General features: G+C 51.9%; 9 protein-coding genes. 7 read left to right on the plus strand and 2 right to left on the minus strand.

The window, feature by feature from the left end:
* The first annotated feature begins 152 nt into the window (after nt 1–152).
* From K3T83_RS08375 to fusA, 7 genes are all read left to right on the plus strand, one after another.
* Nucleotides 153–1,556: a DUF4832 domain-containing protein gene (locus K3T83_RS08375; RefSeq protein ID WP_220202518.1), complete on the plus strand. Its 1,404-nt coding sequence runs from the start codon at nt 153–155 to the stop codon at nt 1,554–1,556.
* 284 nt (nt 1,557–1,840) lie between these two features.
* Entirely contained in the window at nt 1,841–4,102 is a 2,262-nt protein-coding gene (locus tag K3T83_RS08380) for a serine/threonine-protein kinase (protein ID WP_220202519.1), read from the plus strand.
* 20 nt (nt 4,103–4,122) lie between these two features.
* Nucleotides 4,123–5,751: a glycoside hydrolase family 44 protein gene (locus tag K3T83_RS08385; RefSeq protein ID WP_220202520.1), complete on the plus strand. Its 1,629-nt coding sequence runs from the start codon at nt 4,123–4,125 to the stop codon at nt 5,749–5,751.
* Between the two features lie 11 nt (nt 5,752–5,762).
* The gene (locus K3T83_RS08390; protein WP_220202521.1) at nt 5,763–7,028 is read left to right on the plus strand and encodes a glycosyltransferase; all 1,266 of its coding nucleotides are present in this window, start codon (nt 5,763–5,765) and stop codon (nt 7,026–7,028) included.
* 28 nt (nt 7,029–7,056) lie between these two features.
* Complete coding sequence (locus K3T83_RS08395; RefSeq protein ID WP_220202522.1) at nt 7,057–8,943, plus strand: ArnT family glycosyltransferase; 1,887 nt, start codon at nt 7,057–7,059, stop codon at nt 8,941–8,943.
* Nucleotides 8,944–9,146: 203 nt separating this feature from the next.
* On the plus strand, nt 9,147–10,943 hold the full coding sequence (locus tag K3T83_RS08400) for a cellulase family glycosylhydrolase (protein ID WP_220202523.1): 1,797 nt from the start codon (nt 9,147–9,149) through the stop codon (nt 10,941–10,943).
* A 325-nt stretch (nt 10,944–11,268) separates the two neighbouring features.
* Nucleotides 11,269–13,323, plus strand: a complete 2,055-nt coding sequence (gene fusA, locus K3T83_RS08405; protein WP_220202524.1) for an elongation factor G — start codon at nt 11,269–11,271, stop codon at nt 13,321–13,323.
* A 56-nt stretch (nt 13,324–13,379) separates the two neighbouring features.
* Here the strand turns inward: fusA and K3T83_RS08410 are convergent, their stop codons facing one another.
* Together K3T83_RS08410 and K3T83_RS08415 are read right to left on the minus strand one after the other, a co-directional pair.
* Complete coding sequence (locus K3T83_RS08410; protein WP_236064852.1) at nt 13,380–14,621, minus strand: MFS transporter; 1,242 nt, start codon at nt 14,619–14,621, stop codon at nt 13,380–13,382.
* 265 nt (nt 14,622–14,886) lie between these two features.
* Nucleotides 14,887–16,881: an aldo/keto reductase gene (locus K3T83_RS08415; protein WP_220202525.1), complete on the minus strand. Its 1,995-nt coding sequence runs from the start codon at nt 16,879–16,881 to the stop codon at nt 14,887–14,889.
* Nucleotide 16,882: the final 1 nt, after the last annotated feature.

The raw sequence follows: 16,882 nt of genomic DNA on the forward strand, positions 1-16,882 counted from the left end.
GAACTGGGAGGGATCTTTTCTCAACAATCAGAGCTATCCAACCACACTGCTCTTTTTTAACGCTAGGTAGCAAAGCGTAAAATACTTATAGCAGTTCTTAATAATATAAGCACAGCATTTCCTCTATTGAAGCTAAGAAAGACGAGGTTTTGATGGAAGTGTTCTGGCAAAGATGGAATAAATGGCGAACGAAGCCACTCTTTTTAACGATGGTTAGCATTCTATGTATTGGTAGTCTATTTCTCCTTACCTTTTCTATTTTTTCACATCAAAAAATATATATTACATCTAAAAAGCCATTTCAACAGGGTAATCTGAAGCCGCTTCCCGCTTTAAGCGACAACGATATCACATTTACCCCTCGATCGTTTGATAAAAACGTTGAGCTAGATAACCCACAACGCGGGCCACAATACGCCGGAGATGAAACGCCGCCCCCAAACTGGCCGCTCACTGATCGCTATAAGCGCTGGTGCTGGGGAGATCTTGAGCCACGACAGGAACAATACAACTTTTCCTTAATTGACAGAGAGCTTGAGGCAGCAAAGAAAGCTGGCTATACCTTTGGTTTCCGCATCATGCCCAGTAATCCCGGCAATCGCTCACGTGCAACCTGCCTTCCCAGCTATCTCGCCTCTGTCAGCTACAATTCCCAACGTTATCTAGATGCAGCCCAAGCGCTCTTTACTGCTCTTGGCCAGCGCTACGACCATGATCCGCGCCTGGGGTGGCTAGATATGAGTTTGTACGGGTGCTGGGGTGAGTGGAACGAATCGTGCGGAGAAGAGGAGATGTCCTCCAATTTCAGGCAACAGTTGATCGACATTCAATATCAGGCATTTCCCGATAAGCGCTTCTTAATGCTCACCGATCATGATGATTCGTTAGAATACGCTCTCGCCGCACCACGCACATATCCAACAGGCATTCGTGCAGACTGTCTGGGCCGCCAGGGAATTGGAGGAGCACAGGCACATCTCGATATGTTGTCACAAAGATGGATGAAAGCTCCGATCTATTTTGAGTATTGCGGGCAGGCAGACTTTCAGCAGGCATCGAAGGATATTCAAGCTTATCATGCCAGCGCCATCGGAGACGGAGATGGCAATATCAATCCTTATGAAAACTATAACCGTCAACAGCAGGCTTTTATGAAGCAAAACTATCAGCTATCGGGGTATCGTTTCGTATTGAACGCTATCAGCCTGCCCAGAAAGCTGGTTCCAGGCGGAACCTTCACCGCTACGACAAGCTGGTCTAATAGCAATGTAGCTCCTGCATACCACCCCTGGAACATCATGCTTCAGTTGCGTGATTCAACAAATCATGTGCTGTGGCAGGGAAAATCCGCATTCGACCTGCAAACGCTCTTGCCAGGAGTAGCGAAGGCAAACACCGATAACTTCTCCCTTCCCGCCACTCTGCCAGCCGGAACCTATATTCTCACCCTGCAAATATCCGATCCACAGCGGTATTATCAACCACTGGAACTGGCAATTACAGGCATGCAAAAAGATAGAAGTTATGTCCTTGGCTCGGTCACTGTTTCCGCCTAAAACACGACAATACTATCAGCTGGAAGAAAAGGCCATATACTGCCTTGCCCTCTTTTAACGTATCTTCATACCACAGTGACAGCTTTCACAAAAATAGTGTGAACAGCCAAATTGTCAGTAACAAAATTTTCAGTCATACTACGTTTAACAAGTATAACGTTCGCTTGTACAACCAAACTTTTCATCCTTCTACATCACATGTTTTGTTTCGAGTAACATGAGTTTTAAAAGCGGTTTCTTTTGCGATATGTTCGTTACTATAAATAATCAGTGGGAGAAAAACGATGGGCAGCGAGAATAAAAAGCCCGATATTGTCTTTCAGAAGGGGCAGCAGATCGGACAATATCGAGTCGTCGGGACGCTGGACCAGGGAAGATTCTCGGGTGCATATCTCTGTCAGGACATCCAGCAGAACAAGGTCACAGTCGAAGTACTCCGACCACCATTAATGAGTGATTTGCAGGAGAGCTTTCACACGCAGACAAAAATGTTAATGATGCTGGAACACCCTCACATCTTACGATTGCGCGATGCAAATGTGGAGAATCATTATCCCTTCCTGGTCACTGACTACCTACCACATCTTACGCTGCGCGAGGTCTATCCACACGGAAAAACCTACACATTAAATCGTGTTTTACCTTATATCAAACAGGTCGCTTCAGCATTACAGTACGCGCATGAGCGAAACATCGTGCATGGAGATGTACGCCTGGAGAACATCTTGCTCAACAGGAGCAATCAGATTCTCCTCTGGGGCTTTCTTATTGAGGCGATTACACAGAACAGAGAGCACCTGCACTATCAAAAGTCAGGCGATAAGCGCGATAGCATCACTTATACCGCACCCGAGCGCATTCAAGGGCAAACAGTGCCGGAAAGCGATCAGTACTCGCTCGCCATCATCATCTACGAACTACTCTGTGGCGTCCTGCCGTTCACAGGATCATACATCGAGATCGCTAACCAACACATGCGAACTCCACCTCCCTCTCTACGCCAGAAAGATCCGCACATCTCGCCTAAAATAGAGCAGATTGTGCAGAAAGCGCTGGAGAAGGAGCCGGGTGCGCGCTTCTCCACAATTCAGGAATTCATCGAAGCCTTAGAGCAGGAACAACAACAGGCAAAACCCAAAGTTGCAACGACTCGCAGAACTCCTCCCGCGCAGCCAACGGGAGTGATTGCGCCAGCGGACGTAAAGCAACAGGTCGCCCGATCTTCGGTGGCCCCTACAGAGGTTGCGCCCTCGCCAGTGCCAGCGCCAGTATACTCAAATAAACCACCAGTCATCCAACCGGTAGCGCAACAGCCACCACCTCCTGTCATCCGGGCTAACACACCACCATCAACACCGGTGATGATGGCAGCACAGACTCCCATGCCGCAGACGCCAATACCGCCAATCATCTCAACACCTATACCAGTAGATAGTCCACCGGCCCCACGACGCGGGGGCACGACAATGTCACGCCGGGTATTCGCCGCTGGCTTGGTTGGGTTGGCAGCAGTGGGAGGCGCTGGAGGCTGGTATCTGCTCTCGAAGAGATTGACGAAAGCGGCACCTCCCACTACAACGACATCGGATGATACGCCGCCGGCCACGCCGACTAGCGTCAATAATCAGAACGCCCTGATCTTCGCCGGCCATCTGGCAGGTGTAAACTCGGTTGTCTGGTCTCCTGATGGCAAACAAATCGCCTCGGCCAGCGACGACAAATTTGTCCAGATCTTTGACGCAACAACCGGCAAGCGCTCGGTCATCTACTCAGGACATACAAAGGAAGTGGCAACCGTAGCATGGTCGCCAAACGGGGAAATTATGTCGTCCGGCGGCCAGGATGGGACGGTGCAGATATGGAATGCCAAAACTGGTAAGATCCTGTTCACCTATAGAGGTCATAAAGATCGCGTCAACGCGGTAGCGTGGTCGAAAAATAGTCAGCGCATCGTCTCAGGCAGCGAGGATAAGACGGTACAAGTATGGAGCGCAGTCAATGGCACTGTGATCTTCAACTTCCACCAGCATACAGCTGGTGTGCTTTGCGTTGGCTGGCAACCGGACAACAGCAGCGTGGCCTCTGGTTCCTGGGATGGCACCCTGCGCGATTGGGCAATTATCCAGCACGGCAACCACTTTGACGCCGGAGAGCAAATTTTTAGCTATGGTGGACACGGAAAAGGCGAGGTGTACGGATTAGCATGGTCGCCTGATGGAGGCTTCATCGCCTCAGCAGGAGCCGATCAGACGGTGCAAATCTCGAACAGCATCGATGGCAAGCCCCGCCCGCCATTCTTTACCGACCACCAGAGCAAACAGCACGTCAACCCGGTACGCTCAGTTGCGTGGTCGCCAGGTGGCGATTTCATCGCTTCAGGGGATACAGACGGCAACGTCTATGTCTGGGCAGTCGCCGGAAGAAAGACCACCTTCATCTATCGCGGACATAAGAAAGCCGTCAACTCCCTGGCATGGTCGCCTGATGGCAAGAAAATAGCCTCAGCCAGCGCGGATAATACTGTACATGTGTGGCAGCCTCGATAAGCGACAAAGGGATAGAGATAATGCATTCATATAACGATGCCAGACGGTACAGCATGCAGAATATGGGAGCCAGAACGCCAATGACACCAGGCGGGCAAGGCAGTTGGACGGCCATCCAGCCGGCGAGAAAGGGACCGGAACAGAAGAAACCGCGTCGGGTGCTTCCGTTCATCTTGCTGGTAGGCGCACTCATCATCGCAACCGTCCTGGTAACATCTGACTACCAGCGCGCGAACTCAGCGCTTGCGGTACAGGTCGGAGATCAGCAAGCGGTCCCGATAGACCTGAATCAGAGTCTTCCCATCAGCCCATACCTGCTGGGCAGTAACGTCTTCCCCAAAGCGGGCACCAACTCTCAGGATCAGGCGAAAAGCGGATTTATGAGCTACGATCAGCAGGTAGTGCAAGGGTTGCGCTCGTCTAAAGTCAAGCTGTTGCGCTTCCCCGGTGGCAACTGGGGCGAGGAACATACGCTCTCAACAGAGCAACTTAATGCCTTCAGCGATCTGCTCAATCAGGTCGGAGCCGAGGGCTTTATGCAGGCCCAGTTATCGGACCCCAATGACATCACGCCAGTTCCGCTGGAAACCAGGGCCAGCCGCGCTGCATTGCTTGTAGACTACATGAATAACAACCAGAGCATCCAACGGACAGGAGCAAATGCAAAAGCTCCCTTCCATCCTATCAAATACTGGTCTATTGGGAACGAACCAGACCTGCTGACCAACCCGGAGACGAATCGAAAGTTCACGGTAGCAGAATATACTCAGGCATTTATCGCCTTCTCGCTTGCCATGCATCAGAAAGATCCAAATATCAAGGTTTTCGGGCCAGAGATCAGCCAGTACATGGGAACGAAGGGGCCAAAGGACACGACGGGCAAACAGTGGATGGAAGACTTTTTGCGAGGCGTCAACACCTATGAACGCACTCACTCGTTGTCGTTTCGCCTGCTCGATGGGGTCTCCTTTCATCGTTATCCATTTGATAATGCTCAGAAAGACTCGAACAAACTGTTAAACAATCCAGCAGAATGGGATAGCACCTTGCCAGCACTGCGTCAATTCATTCGACAGCAATTCGGCGAAGATCTCCCCATCGCCATCACTGAGATCAACACCAACCCGGGCAGGAATGTGCCGCCGCAGGAGTTGGCTGCGCTCTGGTGGGGTGAGACGCTCGGCAAGCTCATGAGCAATCAGGTTGAGTATGTCGCCTTTTTCTCGACTGAAGGCGTTGATACTCCCTACCCATTCTTTACCAGAGGTCTCAAAGAAACGGCGCTCCTGCGCACGACACAACTGTTCGCGCAACTGCAAAACAATCTGATCCCGGTACAGGGAGCGCAGGGACCGGTGAGCATCTATGCGACACAGGACAGCGGACACAAAACCGTCAGCCTCCTTCTCATTAACAAAACCAACGAGAGCAAACATATCAGCATACGACCTGATAGCTTGCTCCCGTTCAGCACATGGAGCAGCAGCAACATGACCATTCCAGGATACAGTATGGCAGTGCTGACGCTCCATCGCAACAATAGCAACGAGGCGTTCAGCTTCAGCAACAAAGAAAATGCACAACAGGCCGCACCGGATGTACAGCACGCCAATTGTGGCAGCAATACGGATAGCGCATCTGTGTGTTAGAGGAGGCAAGCATGAGCATTATCATCTCAGCTCTACAATACATCTACATAGCAATTATTATTCTGATGACCGCCCAGGCCATCTTTAATATCAGGTTGCGGCTCTACATCTGGGAAGATCCCAAGCAAGCCTGGAAGAACAGCGCACCGACGATCTACCGTGAGCCGCAGCTTTCCTTTACGATCCTTTTACCGGGCTATCACGAAGAGGCAATCTACAATTACACAATCCAGAACGTCTACAATCTGAACTATCCTAAGAAGTTGGTGCAGGTAATCGCACTGTTACGCGAGAATGATACAGAGACTATCAAAGTTGCACGCAAAAAGCTCGCCGAGCTGCGGGCACCCAACGTGCAACTGCTTATTACCAACGACAAGCACGGTGGTAAACCGCATCAGCTTAATCTTGGCTTGAAGATGGCGAAAGGCGATCTTGTCACCATCTTCGATGCAGAGGATGAGCCGCATCCCGACATTTTGCAGGTCATCAACACTACCTTCCTCAATGAGCCGGTGGATGTGGTTCAGAGCGGCGTGCAGTTGATGAATCACAACACAAAATGGTTCTGCTTCCTGAACGTCCTGGAATACTTCTTCTGGTTTAAATCATCGCTCCACTTCTTCGCCAAATGCGGAATGACGCCGCTGGGAGGCAATACGGTCTTCGTAAAGCGCGACCTGATGGAACGTCTGGGCGGCTGGGACCATACAACCTTGACCGAAGACGCCGATCTGGGCATTCGTCTCTGTATCGCGAAAGCCAGAGTGCGCATTTTGTACGATGATGAGTTTGTGACCAGAGAAGAGACTCCACATACTATTGAGCAATTCATCAAGCAGCGTACACGCTGGAATCAGGGCTTTATTCAAATCCTCCTGGCCGGGCGTTGGAAACAACTGGAGAAGTTCTCGCAGCGCATGCTGGCACTGTACGTGCTGATCTCATCGGAGGTGCAGGCGTTCTTCACGCTGATGCTACCCATCTCGGTCCTCATGTTCTTCTTCGTCAAGATGCCAGTATGGATGGCAATTATCACCTTTATGCCATTCTACTGCTTCATCTTTGCCATGTTTATCGATCTGGCGGGGCTGCATGAATTCGTCAAAGTCCACCATCGTAAATGGAAGTGGAGCGAGGCTTTCACGCTCTTGATCGCCTTCATTCCTTATCAGTTGTTGCTGGGTATTGGGGCGGTACGCGCCGTATGGCGACACATTGTAGGGGCATCGAACTGGGAAAAAACGGCACATATTGGACAACATAGAGGCAACTAGTATCCTGGCTGAGAAAGGAATGAGCGATATGAACGCATCAGGCAGACCAAACCAGCCCAATCAGGGGCCGCTGCAACAACAACCAGGAAATATGCAGCCCCCTCCGGGCTACCAGGGACCAGGCGCGCCCTGGACACCACCAACGCCACCTCCGCCGCAAAGAAAGCCGGACCCGGACAGAGATCCGGGGAACGTAACGCTGTTTCGTACCGGTAACTTTTTTGTCCATGCAATTCAACCATTAAAGAAAACGGGGGCGCTGCTACGAGGCGATGGCAGTACAACCATCATCGAGCGCATTCGCTGGGTATCGGCTGAAAAACAACGATTGGTAGCGGCCCAGACGCGCCTGCTACCACAGGCCGAGACATATACATCATCGCTCTTGCACGAAATCAGCATCCCCACCTGGATAGAGATGCTGGTGGTGCTGCTCGTGCTGTGTATTCCGCTTGCCATCCAGGGTGTCAACATGTTCAACTACCCCGCCTATTCGATAGACGAGGGAAACTATATGTCCAATGCCTGGGCAATTCTTCACGGCCAGATCGAGCCATACACGTACCTGTATGACCATCCCCCGTTGGGCTGGATACAGATCGCAGGATGGGTGCAACTGACGGGAGGGCTGGCGAGCTTTAGCAACGCCATCAACAGTGGTCGTGTCTTTATGCTGGTGCTGGCCGGGGCAAGTTCTCTGCTGGTCTACCTGATCACGAGCCGCTTGAGTGGCAGTCGCAGCGCGGCATTGCTGGCAACGTTGATCTATGCCCTCTCGCCGCTAAGCCTCCTCTATCGACGTGAGATCCTGCTTGACAATATTGGCATGTTCTGGCTCCTGCTGGCGCTCTGCATGATTACCACCGGCAAAAGCAAGATGCCAACCTTTCTGTTTGCGGCCGTGTCACTTGGTATGGCAATTCTGACCAAAGAGATCTTTGTCTTCTTCGTCCCGGCAACATTATACGCAGTATGGCTATACGCAACACCTTTCCAGCGCAAGTTCTCGCTGGTGACGGTCATCTATGTCACACTGGCGGTCGCATCGGCATACGTCTTGATGGCTATGCTCAAAGGTGAGCTTTTCCCGCCGGGGGTTCTCCCAGGAGATAAAGGACCACACCCCAGCTTGATTGCGGCATTGCTCCAAAAAGAGCAGCTACCAGCGGTGGGTGGCCAGTTCGTCGATAGTTGGAACAACTGGACGCAGCTTGATCGGGTCTTACTCATAACTGGCACGATTGCCATGTTCATCAACATTCTTGGCGGCACCGTCAATCGCTTTCAACTGCTCGCAGCACTCTTCGTTGCCACATACTGGGCATTTTTGCTGCTGAACAATGTTGTCTATCCCTTCTATATCGTGCCACTCCTTCCCTTCCTGGCAATCAATATCGTCATGGCACTCAATACGCCGCTACGCTGGCTAACGCGCAAAGTCGGCTTTGATCTGGGCCGCGCGCTGCTGCTGTTTATGCTAATCGGCATACTCATTCCCGCCAGCCTCCAGGCAGCAAGCCCATTGCTGACGAAAAATACAGCCGAGCCACAGCGACAGGCAATGCTCTGGCTACGCAGCAATGTGCCACATGATGCGGTCGTGATTACTAACAGCTACATGTACAGCGATCTACATGAACCCGGTGGAATGGGTGTAGGCAACGGGAAGCCCTTCGCACATGCTCACATTTACGTCAACGCTGCTCAAGATCCCGCAGTGTACAACACGGAATTAAAAGGGGATTGGCAAAGCATCAACTTCCTTGTTGTCGATTCCAGTATGCTCGACGAAATCAGAGCCAGCCAACAATATGCGCTACTGAATCAGGCGCTCCATCATGGCATTGTAAGGGCGCAATTCGGCTCCAGTAAGGATGGGACACAGATCCAAATCTACCAGGTAATTCATCAGTAGTTGCCTGACGGCAGAGACGCATGCTCTATCCATGTGGGCTGTAAAAGCTTATAGATGTGATTATACTATGGCTGATAAGCGCTACTGCTCCAGATACAAACAGCAATGCAAATAAGCTGATGACACGCAATCGTCATTAAGTGAAAAAACTATGACAAATAGTACCTGATGATAAAAAGGCGTTTCCAGGGAAAGAGGTTTCCATGTTACCACCACATAACCAACCAACCGAACCGCTGACACCTCCGACAAAAACACTCACGGCACATCCAGGAGGCTCTCAACCGCCAAAGCCAGGTTCGAGAAGGTCGCGCTATATATTGCTGGCAGGACTGCTCATAGTGATCTTGGGAACGATCATCGGAGTTGCTGCCGCTCTGTGGGGCAAAACAGTTAATCCAACACCTGCCACCAGCAAACTAGGGCAAGGCCCCTGGCACACAGACAAAGCGCAAATCCTCGACGCGAATAACCAGCCGGTGCGCATAGCTGGGGTCAATTGGTTTGGCTTTGAGACAACCTCATTTGTTGTGCATGGATTGCAGAACCGCAATTACAAAGACATGATCAACCAGATCAAGAGTATGGGCTACAACACCATTCGCCTGCCCTACTCCAATCAGTTGTTTGATAAAAATAGTGTACCGAACGGCATCGACTACAGCAAAAACCCGGATCTACAAGGGCTTCAAGGCTTGCAGTTGATGGATAAGATCGTCGATTATGCCACCAGCAATGGCCTGCATATTATTCTCGATCAGCATAGACCCGACGCCAATGGACAATCGGCGCTCTGGTATACCGGTGCTTACCCTGAGGAACGCTGGATCTCCGACTGGCAAATGCTAGCAAGCCACTATAAAGATAACACGATGATTATTGGAGCCGACCTCCACAATGAGCCACGCTCGCCTGCCTGCTGGGGCTGCGGCAAACAAGATGTAGACTGGAAATCGGCGGCGGAACGTGGCGGCAATGCCATCCTCGCCACCAATCCTAACTGGCTCATCTTTGTTGAGGGCGTCGATTGCTATGGCACGACACAGGAGAACGATTGCTACTGGTGGGGAGGCAACCTTCAGGGCGTCAAGAGCGCACCGGTACAACTGAATGTAGCAAACAAACTGGTATATTCGATACATGACTATCCTGCATCCCTCACTGAGCATCCCTGGTTCAAAGCAGCAGACTATCCGCAGAATTTGCCAGCGGTCTGGGACAAATACTGGGGCTATGTGAAAAAAGAGGGAATCGCGCCCGTCCTGGTCGGTGAGTTTGGTAGCAAGCTAGCAACAGCAAGCGATAAACAGTGGTTCAGCAGCATGATCAACTACCTGGGAACGGGTGCCAGCGGCTTCAACTGGACGTATTGGGGCTGGACTCCAGACTCAAGCGATACGGGCGGGCTTTTGAAAGACGACTGGCAAACAATCAACCAGGATAAACAGGATCAGTTGAAAGCGATCCAATTCGCGCTCGGCAGCGCCACGCAGACGAACACAACACCGGTCGCTACTCCTGCGATAACGCCAACGACTGCATCGGCCAAAGGTGTCGTGACGATCAGCTATCAAAACGGCAATCAAAATATGTCAGTGAACCAGCTTCAGCCCGCCTTGCAGTTGACCAACACTGGCAGCAGTCCGATCTCGCTCAAAGACATAACAATCCGCTACTGGTACACGGCCGATTCGCAGCAGGCACAGGAAATTGCGTGTGATTACGCAAAAGTTGATTGCAAAAACGTCTCATACAAGCTCGTGAAGATGAGTCCAGCGCGAACAGGAGCCGACACGTACCTGGAGGTCAGCTTTACGGGAGGCACGCTGGCAGCTGGTGCCAATTCAGAGGTCAAGCTTCGGGTCCATAAAAGCGATTGGTCCAACTACAATCAGAGCAACGACTACTCATTTGTAGCCGGAGCCAGCAATTATAGCACCACCCAGAAAATAGGGGTATATGAGCAAGGTAAACTGATTAGCGGCAGCGAACCGGCTTAACCTATTGCTTTTCGCCCTGCTTTTCAAATCCGGCAAAGTCATTAATCGTTGGCCCTCTAGATCTTTTAGAGGGCTACACTCACATCTCCATCACAAATCCTCAGCCCTCTCTGGTCAATTGAGAAACCCTTTAATTATCGTTGACACAGAAAAACGAATGTGTGTTATACTGGACCTACTAAACTGGAAGGGCGTACTGCACAGTTTAAATTCTGTACCGAACCAGCCATTCGTGCGGTCCACGTAGCATAGGCGGTCTATCAGACCCCCTCATGGTCTGGGCAGGCCACCTCTTGCATAGAAAATCAGGAGGAATACGGGTTTTATGAAGGTTTATAGGGCGGAACAGATTCGCAATGTGGCATTAATCTCTCATGTTGGAGCAGGTAAAACTTCCCTGGTTGATGCAGCACTCTACGATAGCGGCGCGGCAAACCGACAGGGCAGAGTAGACGAGGGTAACTCACTCGCCGACTATGATCCCGACGAAATCAAGCGCCGTATGACACTCAATACCAAAGTGCTACCTGTCGAATGGAACGACTGCAAGGTCAACTTTATTGATACCCCCGGTTACGCCGACTTCGTGGGTGAGGTCAAAGCAGGCCTGCGGGTGGCTGATGCGGCTCTGGTCGTCGTCACAGCCGAAAAGGGTGTAGAAGTTGGTACAGAACTTACCTGGCAATACGCTGATGAGCGCAATTTACCTCGTATCGTGCTGGTCAACAAACTGGATCGCGAAAATACCTCGTTCGATACAGCACTTGAGTCCCTCCGTCAACAGTTTGGCGTCAAGGTCGTCCCACTTCAGATACCAATAGGCGAGCAGGCAGGCTTCAAAGGCGTGGTCGATCTCGTCACGCAAAAGGGCTACACCTTTGAAGGTGGCAACAAAATACAGGAGATCGCAGTACCAGCCGATCTTCAGGACAAGATCAGCAGTTATCGCGAACAACTTATCGAATCGGCGGTCGAAAGCGATGACGAACTGATGGAGAAGTTCCTGGAAGGCGAAGAGCTGAGTGACACCGAAGTACTCGCTCTTGTCAAGACAGGCACCATCAGCGGACAACTCATCCCCGTTTTATGTGGTTCGGCAAGCAAAAATATTGGCGTCCAGACGCTACTCAACGCCATTACAGATTATCTTCCCAACCCGGCGGACAGTCTACCCGAAGACGCGCAAGCGTTTGGTGATACTATGTCGGCGCTCGTCTTTAAGACCATCGTAGCTCAGGTCGGCACAACGTCGCTCTTCCGCGTCTACACCGGAACGCTCAAATCGGATAGCCACGTCTATAACATTCAGACAAAAACAGATGAGCGCGTCGGGCAGATCTCTATCCCACGTGGCAAAGCGCAGGAGACAGCGGCAGAGATTTCAGCCGGTGACTTTGGAGCTGTCGCCAAGCTCTCCAATACACACACAGGCGATACGTTAGCAGGAAGCAAGGATATCACGACGCCGCTCGACCCTATCGACTTCCCCAGGCCGTGCTATACGGTTGCTGTCTTCCCCAGAAGTCAGGCCGACCTCGACAAGATGAGCAACGTCCTGACACGTATTCTCGAAGAAGATCGTACGTTACATGTTGCACGTGATCCCGAAACAAGCGACACTCTCGTTTCTGGCATGGGCGAAGCACATCTGCAAATCGTTGTGGAGGCCATCAAGCGTAAACACGGCGTCGATCTGGAGATCCGCGAACCTCGTATATCTTATCGCGAAACGATCCGCAAAAAAGCGAAGGCCAACGGTCGCCATAAACGACAGAGCGGCGGACATGGACAATTTGGCGATGTCTGGCTGGAGATCGAGCCGCTTACACGCGATAGCGAGCAAACTTTCGTCTTTGAGAATCGGATCGTCGGCGGCGTCGTCCCAGGACAATTTATCCCTGGCGTCGAAAAGGGGGTGCGCGATTCACTCAAACGCGGCTTCGTTTCGGGCAATCCCATGCTCTATGTGAAAGTCGCCCTCTACGACGGCAAGTATCATCCAGTGGACTCCTCGGCCCAATCGTTTGAAATTGCTGCCTCGCTCGGTATGCAAGAGGCAGTGCCACAGGCAAACCCGGTTATCCTGGAACCGATCATGAATGTGACCATTACCGTCCCAGAAAGTAACATGGGCGACGTAATGAGCGACATTAACACCAAGCGTGGACGCGTCATGGGCATGGATTCGCCTGGCAACGGTATGCAGGTCATCACGGCCAGTATCCCCCAGGCCGAAATGCTCCACTATGCCACCGATCTGCGCTCGATCACGCAAGGGCGCGGCTCCTTTACATCAGAATTTGCGCAATATGAAGAGGTACCGAGCAATATCCAGCAAGAACTGGTCGCACAACACAAGAAGGCCGAAAGCGAGAAATAGCCTTTCCCTTTCCAAAAAAAGAAGGACGCCTCCTATCAAAAGGAGGCGTCTTTTCTTTAGACGTTCGCAATAGCTTTACGCCTGCTATTCACAGCATAGATGCCGAGAGCCGCCACCAACAAGATACCACCTACAGCACATACGCCGGTCCATCCTGCAATGCTCCACCCATAGGAGCCAAGCAGCGAGCCAAGCGATCCACCAATAAAGTATGAGACCATGTAGACCGAGTTAAGGCGGTTACGCTCGTGAGGATTCAGGCTGTAAACTCGCGTCTGATTAGAGACCTGAATCGACTGCATGCCAAGGTCCAGCAGAATTACGCCGATGATCAAACCCCAGAGATAGTGACCCGTCAGCCAGAACAGGGCAAATGACACAACGACCACTCCGACCGCAATACCAGTCGTGCGGCGCGAATCCATTTTATCGGCAAGCCTGCCAACAAACGAGGCAGCCAACGCTCCAGCAACCCCAACCAGTCCAAACAGCCCTGCAACATCGCTCCCATAATGATAGGGCGGCGTCTCCAGGAAGAAGGCCAGCACCACCCAGAACGCACTAAACGCCCCAAAGACCAGACCACCAATCACGCTTGTTTCCCGCAAGACCGGTTCTCGACGAGCCAGCTGCCAGAGCGAATGTAGCAAACGAGGATAGCTCATGCTTGAACGTGGTCGGTCGGCTGGGAGAGCAAAGCGCATCACAACTGCAAGCGCAACCATCATTGCTGCCGCAATCCAGTAGACCGCCTGCCAGCCAAGATGAGCACTGATAAAGCCGCTTGCTGTACGCGCGAGCAAGATACCAATTAACAACCCGCTCATCACCGTGCCAATCACCTGGCCTCGCTCATGGTCTCCCGCCATGCTCGCGGCAAACGGGATGATCAACTGTGGCACAACGGTTGTCACACCAACAGCATAGCTTGCAATTGCCAGAAAAACTGCATTGGGGGCAATCGCCATTGCAATCAAGGCCAGCGTCACGGCAACAAGCATACACACAATTAATGTACGTCGATTATAGCGGTCGCCTAATGGCACAATAAATAAAAGGCCCGAAGCATAGCCAAGCTGCCCCAACGTAGCAATAAATCCAGTTTCGCTTACGGACATATGAAAATTGCGCCCAATATCAGCGAGAATAGGTTGACTATAATAGAGATTCGCGACTGAAATACAACACGCAATGGCCAGCAACCAGACCAGACGGCGATCCATTCTGCTTGCCGCCGCTCCGGTCGCTATGCCAGCAGCAGACGAAGAGGTGACATCTTTTGTAAGGTTACGACTCAAAAGAGATTTCCTTCCACATAACTAAACAGGAGGCACGCGGCGAGCAGCGTGCCTCCTAGCATTTGTGGGTCATACATTGAACCATCCGATTATGAGAACACAAACCAGGGGGTAAAATATTTCAACAAATTGTCTTAACAAACAGACAGTAGCATCGTTGCCCCGAAAAGAGAGAAGATAACCAGTTCGTAGCCGAGCGATTTATCGCGCAAAATGTACAAATTGAACAATGCGCGATAAATCGCTCGGCTACGAAGAATATATATTAGTCTTCCAGATTCAGCCAGCGCAGCTCTTCAGGCGTCAACTCGATCTCCAGAGCTGGGAACGAAGTTCGCGTCTCCGAGATCTGGCGAGGACCGATCAACGGGAAGGTCGGGAACGGTTGGCAGAGTACGTAAGCGAGCGCAATATTGATTGGCAACACGCCACGCTCTTTCGCCATCTGATTGACGCGCTCAAGACGCTGGAAGTTGTCGTCGCTATACCAGCAGCGCACCAATTCCGCATCCGAAAGATCATTCGGATTGGCACGGCCTGGAAGGAAGAAGCCACGCGCCTGACTCGACCAGGGCATGAGCGCCATATTATGCTCCGTCAACCAGTCACGCGAGCGCTTATCCGAGGCCGAGATACAACCGGCCCAGACGGGATCGACCATACGAGCAAGGCTGAAGTTGTTGCTGATCGCCGAGAAACCACTCATGCCATGCTCCGCCGCCCATGCATTGGCCTCTGCAATACGTTCGATGGACCAGTTTGAACCACCAAATGCCCGCATGCGTCCCTCGTTCTTGAGTTCATTCAACACCGTAATAAACTCGCCAACCGGGATCTCCGGGTTGTCGCGGTGCATCATATACATATCCACATAGTCCGTTTGCAGGCGATCAAGGCTGATTCTAAACTGCTTCTCCAACCACTCTGGCGTGCAGTATGGCGAATGCGCACCCTTGTCTAGAATAACCACCTGCTCACGTACGCCGCGATTCTTGATCCACTGGCCCAGCAGCTTCTCACAGGCACCACCGCCGTAGATATAGGCAGAATCGAAGCAATTTCCGCCGCGCTCAAAGAAATCATCCAGCATAGCTGCGGTATGAGGCCAGGTCACTTGATTATCGACGCCCATAATCAGGCGCGAGACTGGCTTGTCCACTCCGGGCAAACGACCATACTTCATAATGCTACCATCACGTACAGCAAGTGGCCGTTTACTAACTGTCAACGTTTTGCCCTCTGGTCGCTCAGCCTCGTAAACCAGCCCAATCGCCTCACGCCAGCGGTCCAGAGTCTTGATATTGCCCAGCGTATCATCCCAGCTCATAGTAGGAGATTGCCGCGCATCGAGGTATTCAGCGACCGTATCGGCCTCCAGCGCGTACAGCCCCCGGTCGCTCTCGATCACAATCTCCTGTTCTTCCTCACCATTTTTCTTCAGGAAGATGCTGATTTTCTCGCCAGTCTGTGGAACCCAGGGAGTCGGCACAAAAATGGAGCCTTCAGAGCCAACGATACGCACCGTATTCTCGCCATTGGCCTGCACGCCAGTAAAGAGCTGAGCAAGGATGCCGCCGGGGAACTCCAAAGAGGCAATAGCGTATTCATCGACATGAGTGATCTCTCCGAGATGCGCAACACCTGTCACCTTTGTCGGTTCGGCGAAATCTTTTCCAGTTGCCGCCCCCGCAATCAAACGCGCCAGAGAAGCACAATAGCAGCCAACATCGAGGATGCCACCACCACCTAACTCGTTTTTGAGGAGTCGGCTCTCCGGGTTAAAGCGCGTCTGAAACGAGAACGTAGCCTGAATGACGCGCACCTGACCAATGGCACCAGAGCGCACCAACTCAACCAGTTTCGCCGTCTGCGGATGGCAGCGATACATAAACGCTTCCATCAGGAACACATTGTTGTGGTGAGCAGCTTCAATAATCGCCATCGCCTCGGCATGGTTGAGTGCAATTGGCTTCTCACACAGCACGTGCTTGCCAGCCTCCGCCGCTTTAATCGCCCACTCAGCATGCAAGGGATGAGGCACCGAAATATAGACGGCCTGCACATCTTTATCGGCCAGCAACTCTTCATAGCTGCTATAGCGACGAGGTGCCTTCCAGGTCTCGCCAAACGTATAGGCGGTTTCCTGCGACCGGCTCCCAACAGCCAGCAAGGTGCCAGTCTGTGATTCGGCCAACCCTCTCGCAAAGACGCTGGCAATATGCCCCGTCCCAATAATGCCCCAGGTAAGGGTTTTACTCATC

The sequence above is a fragment of the Reticulibacter mediterranei genome (assembly GCF_016587455.1).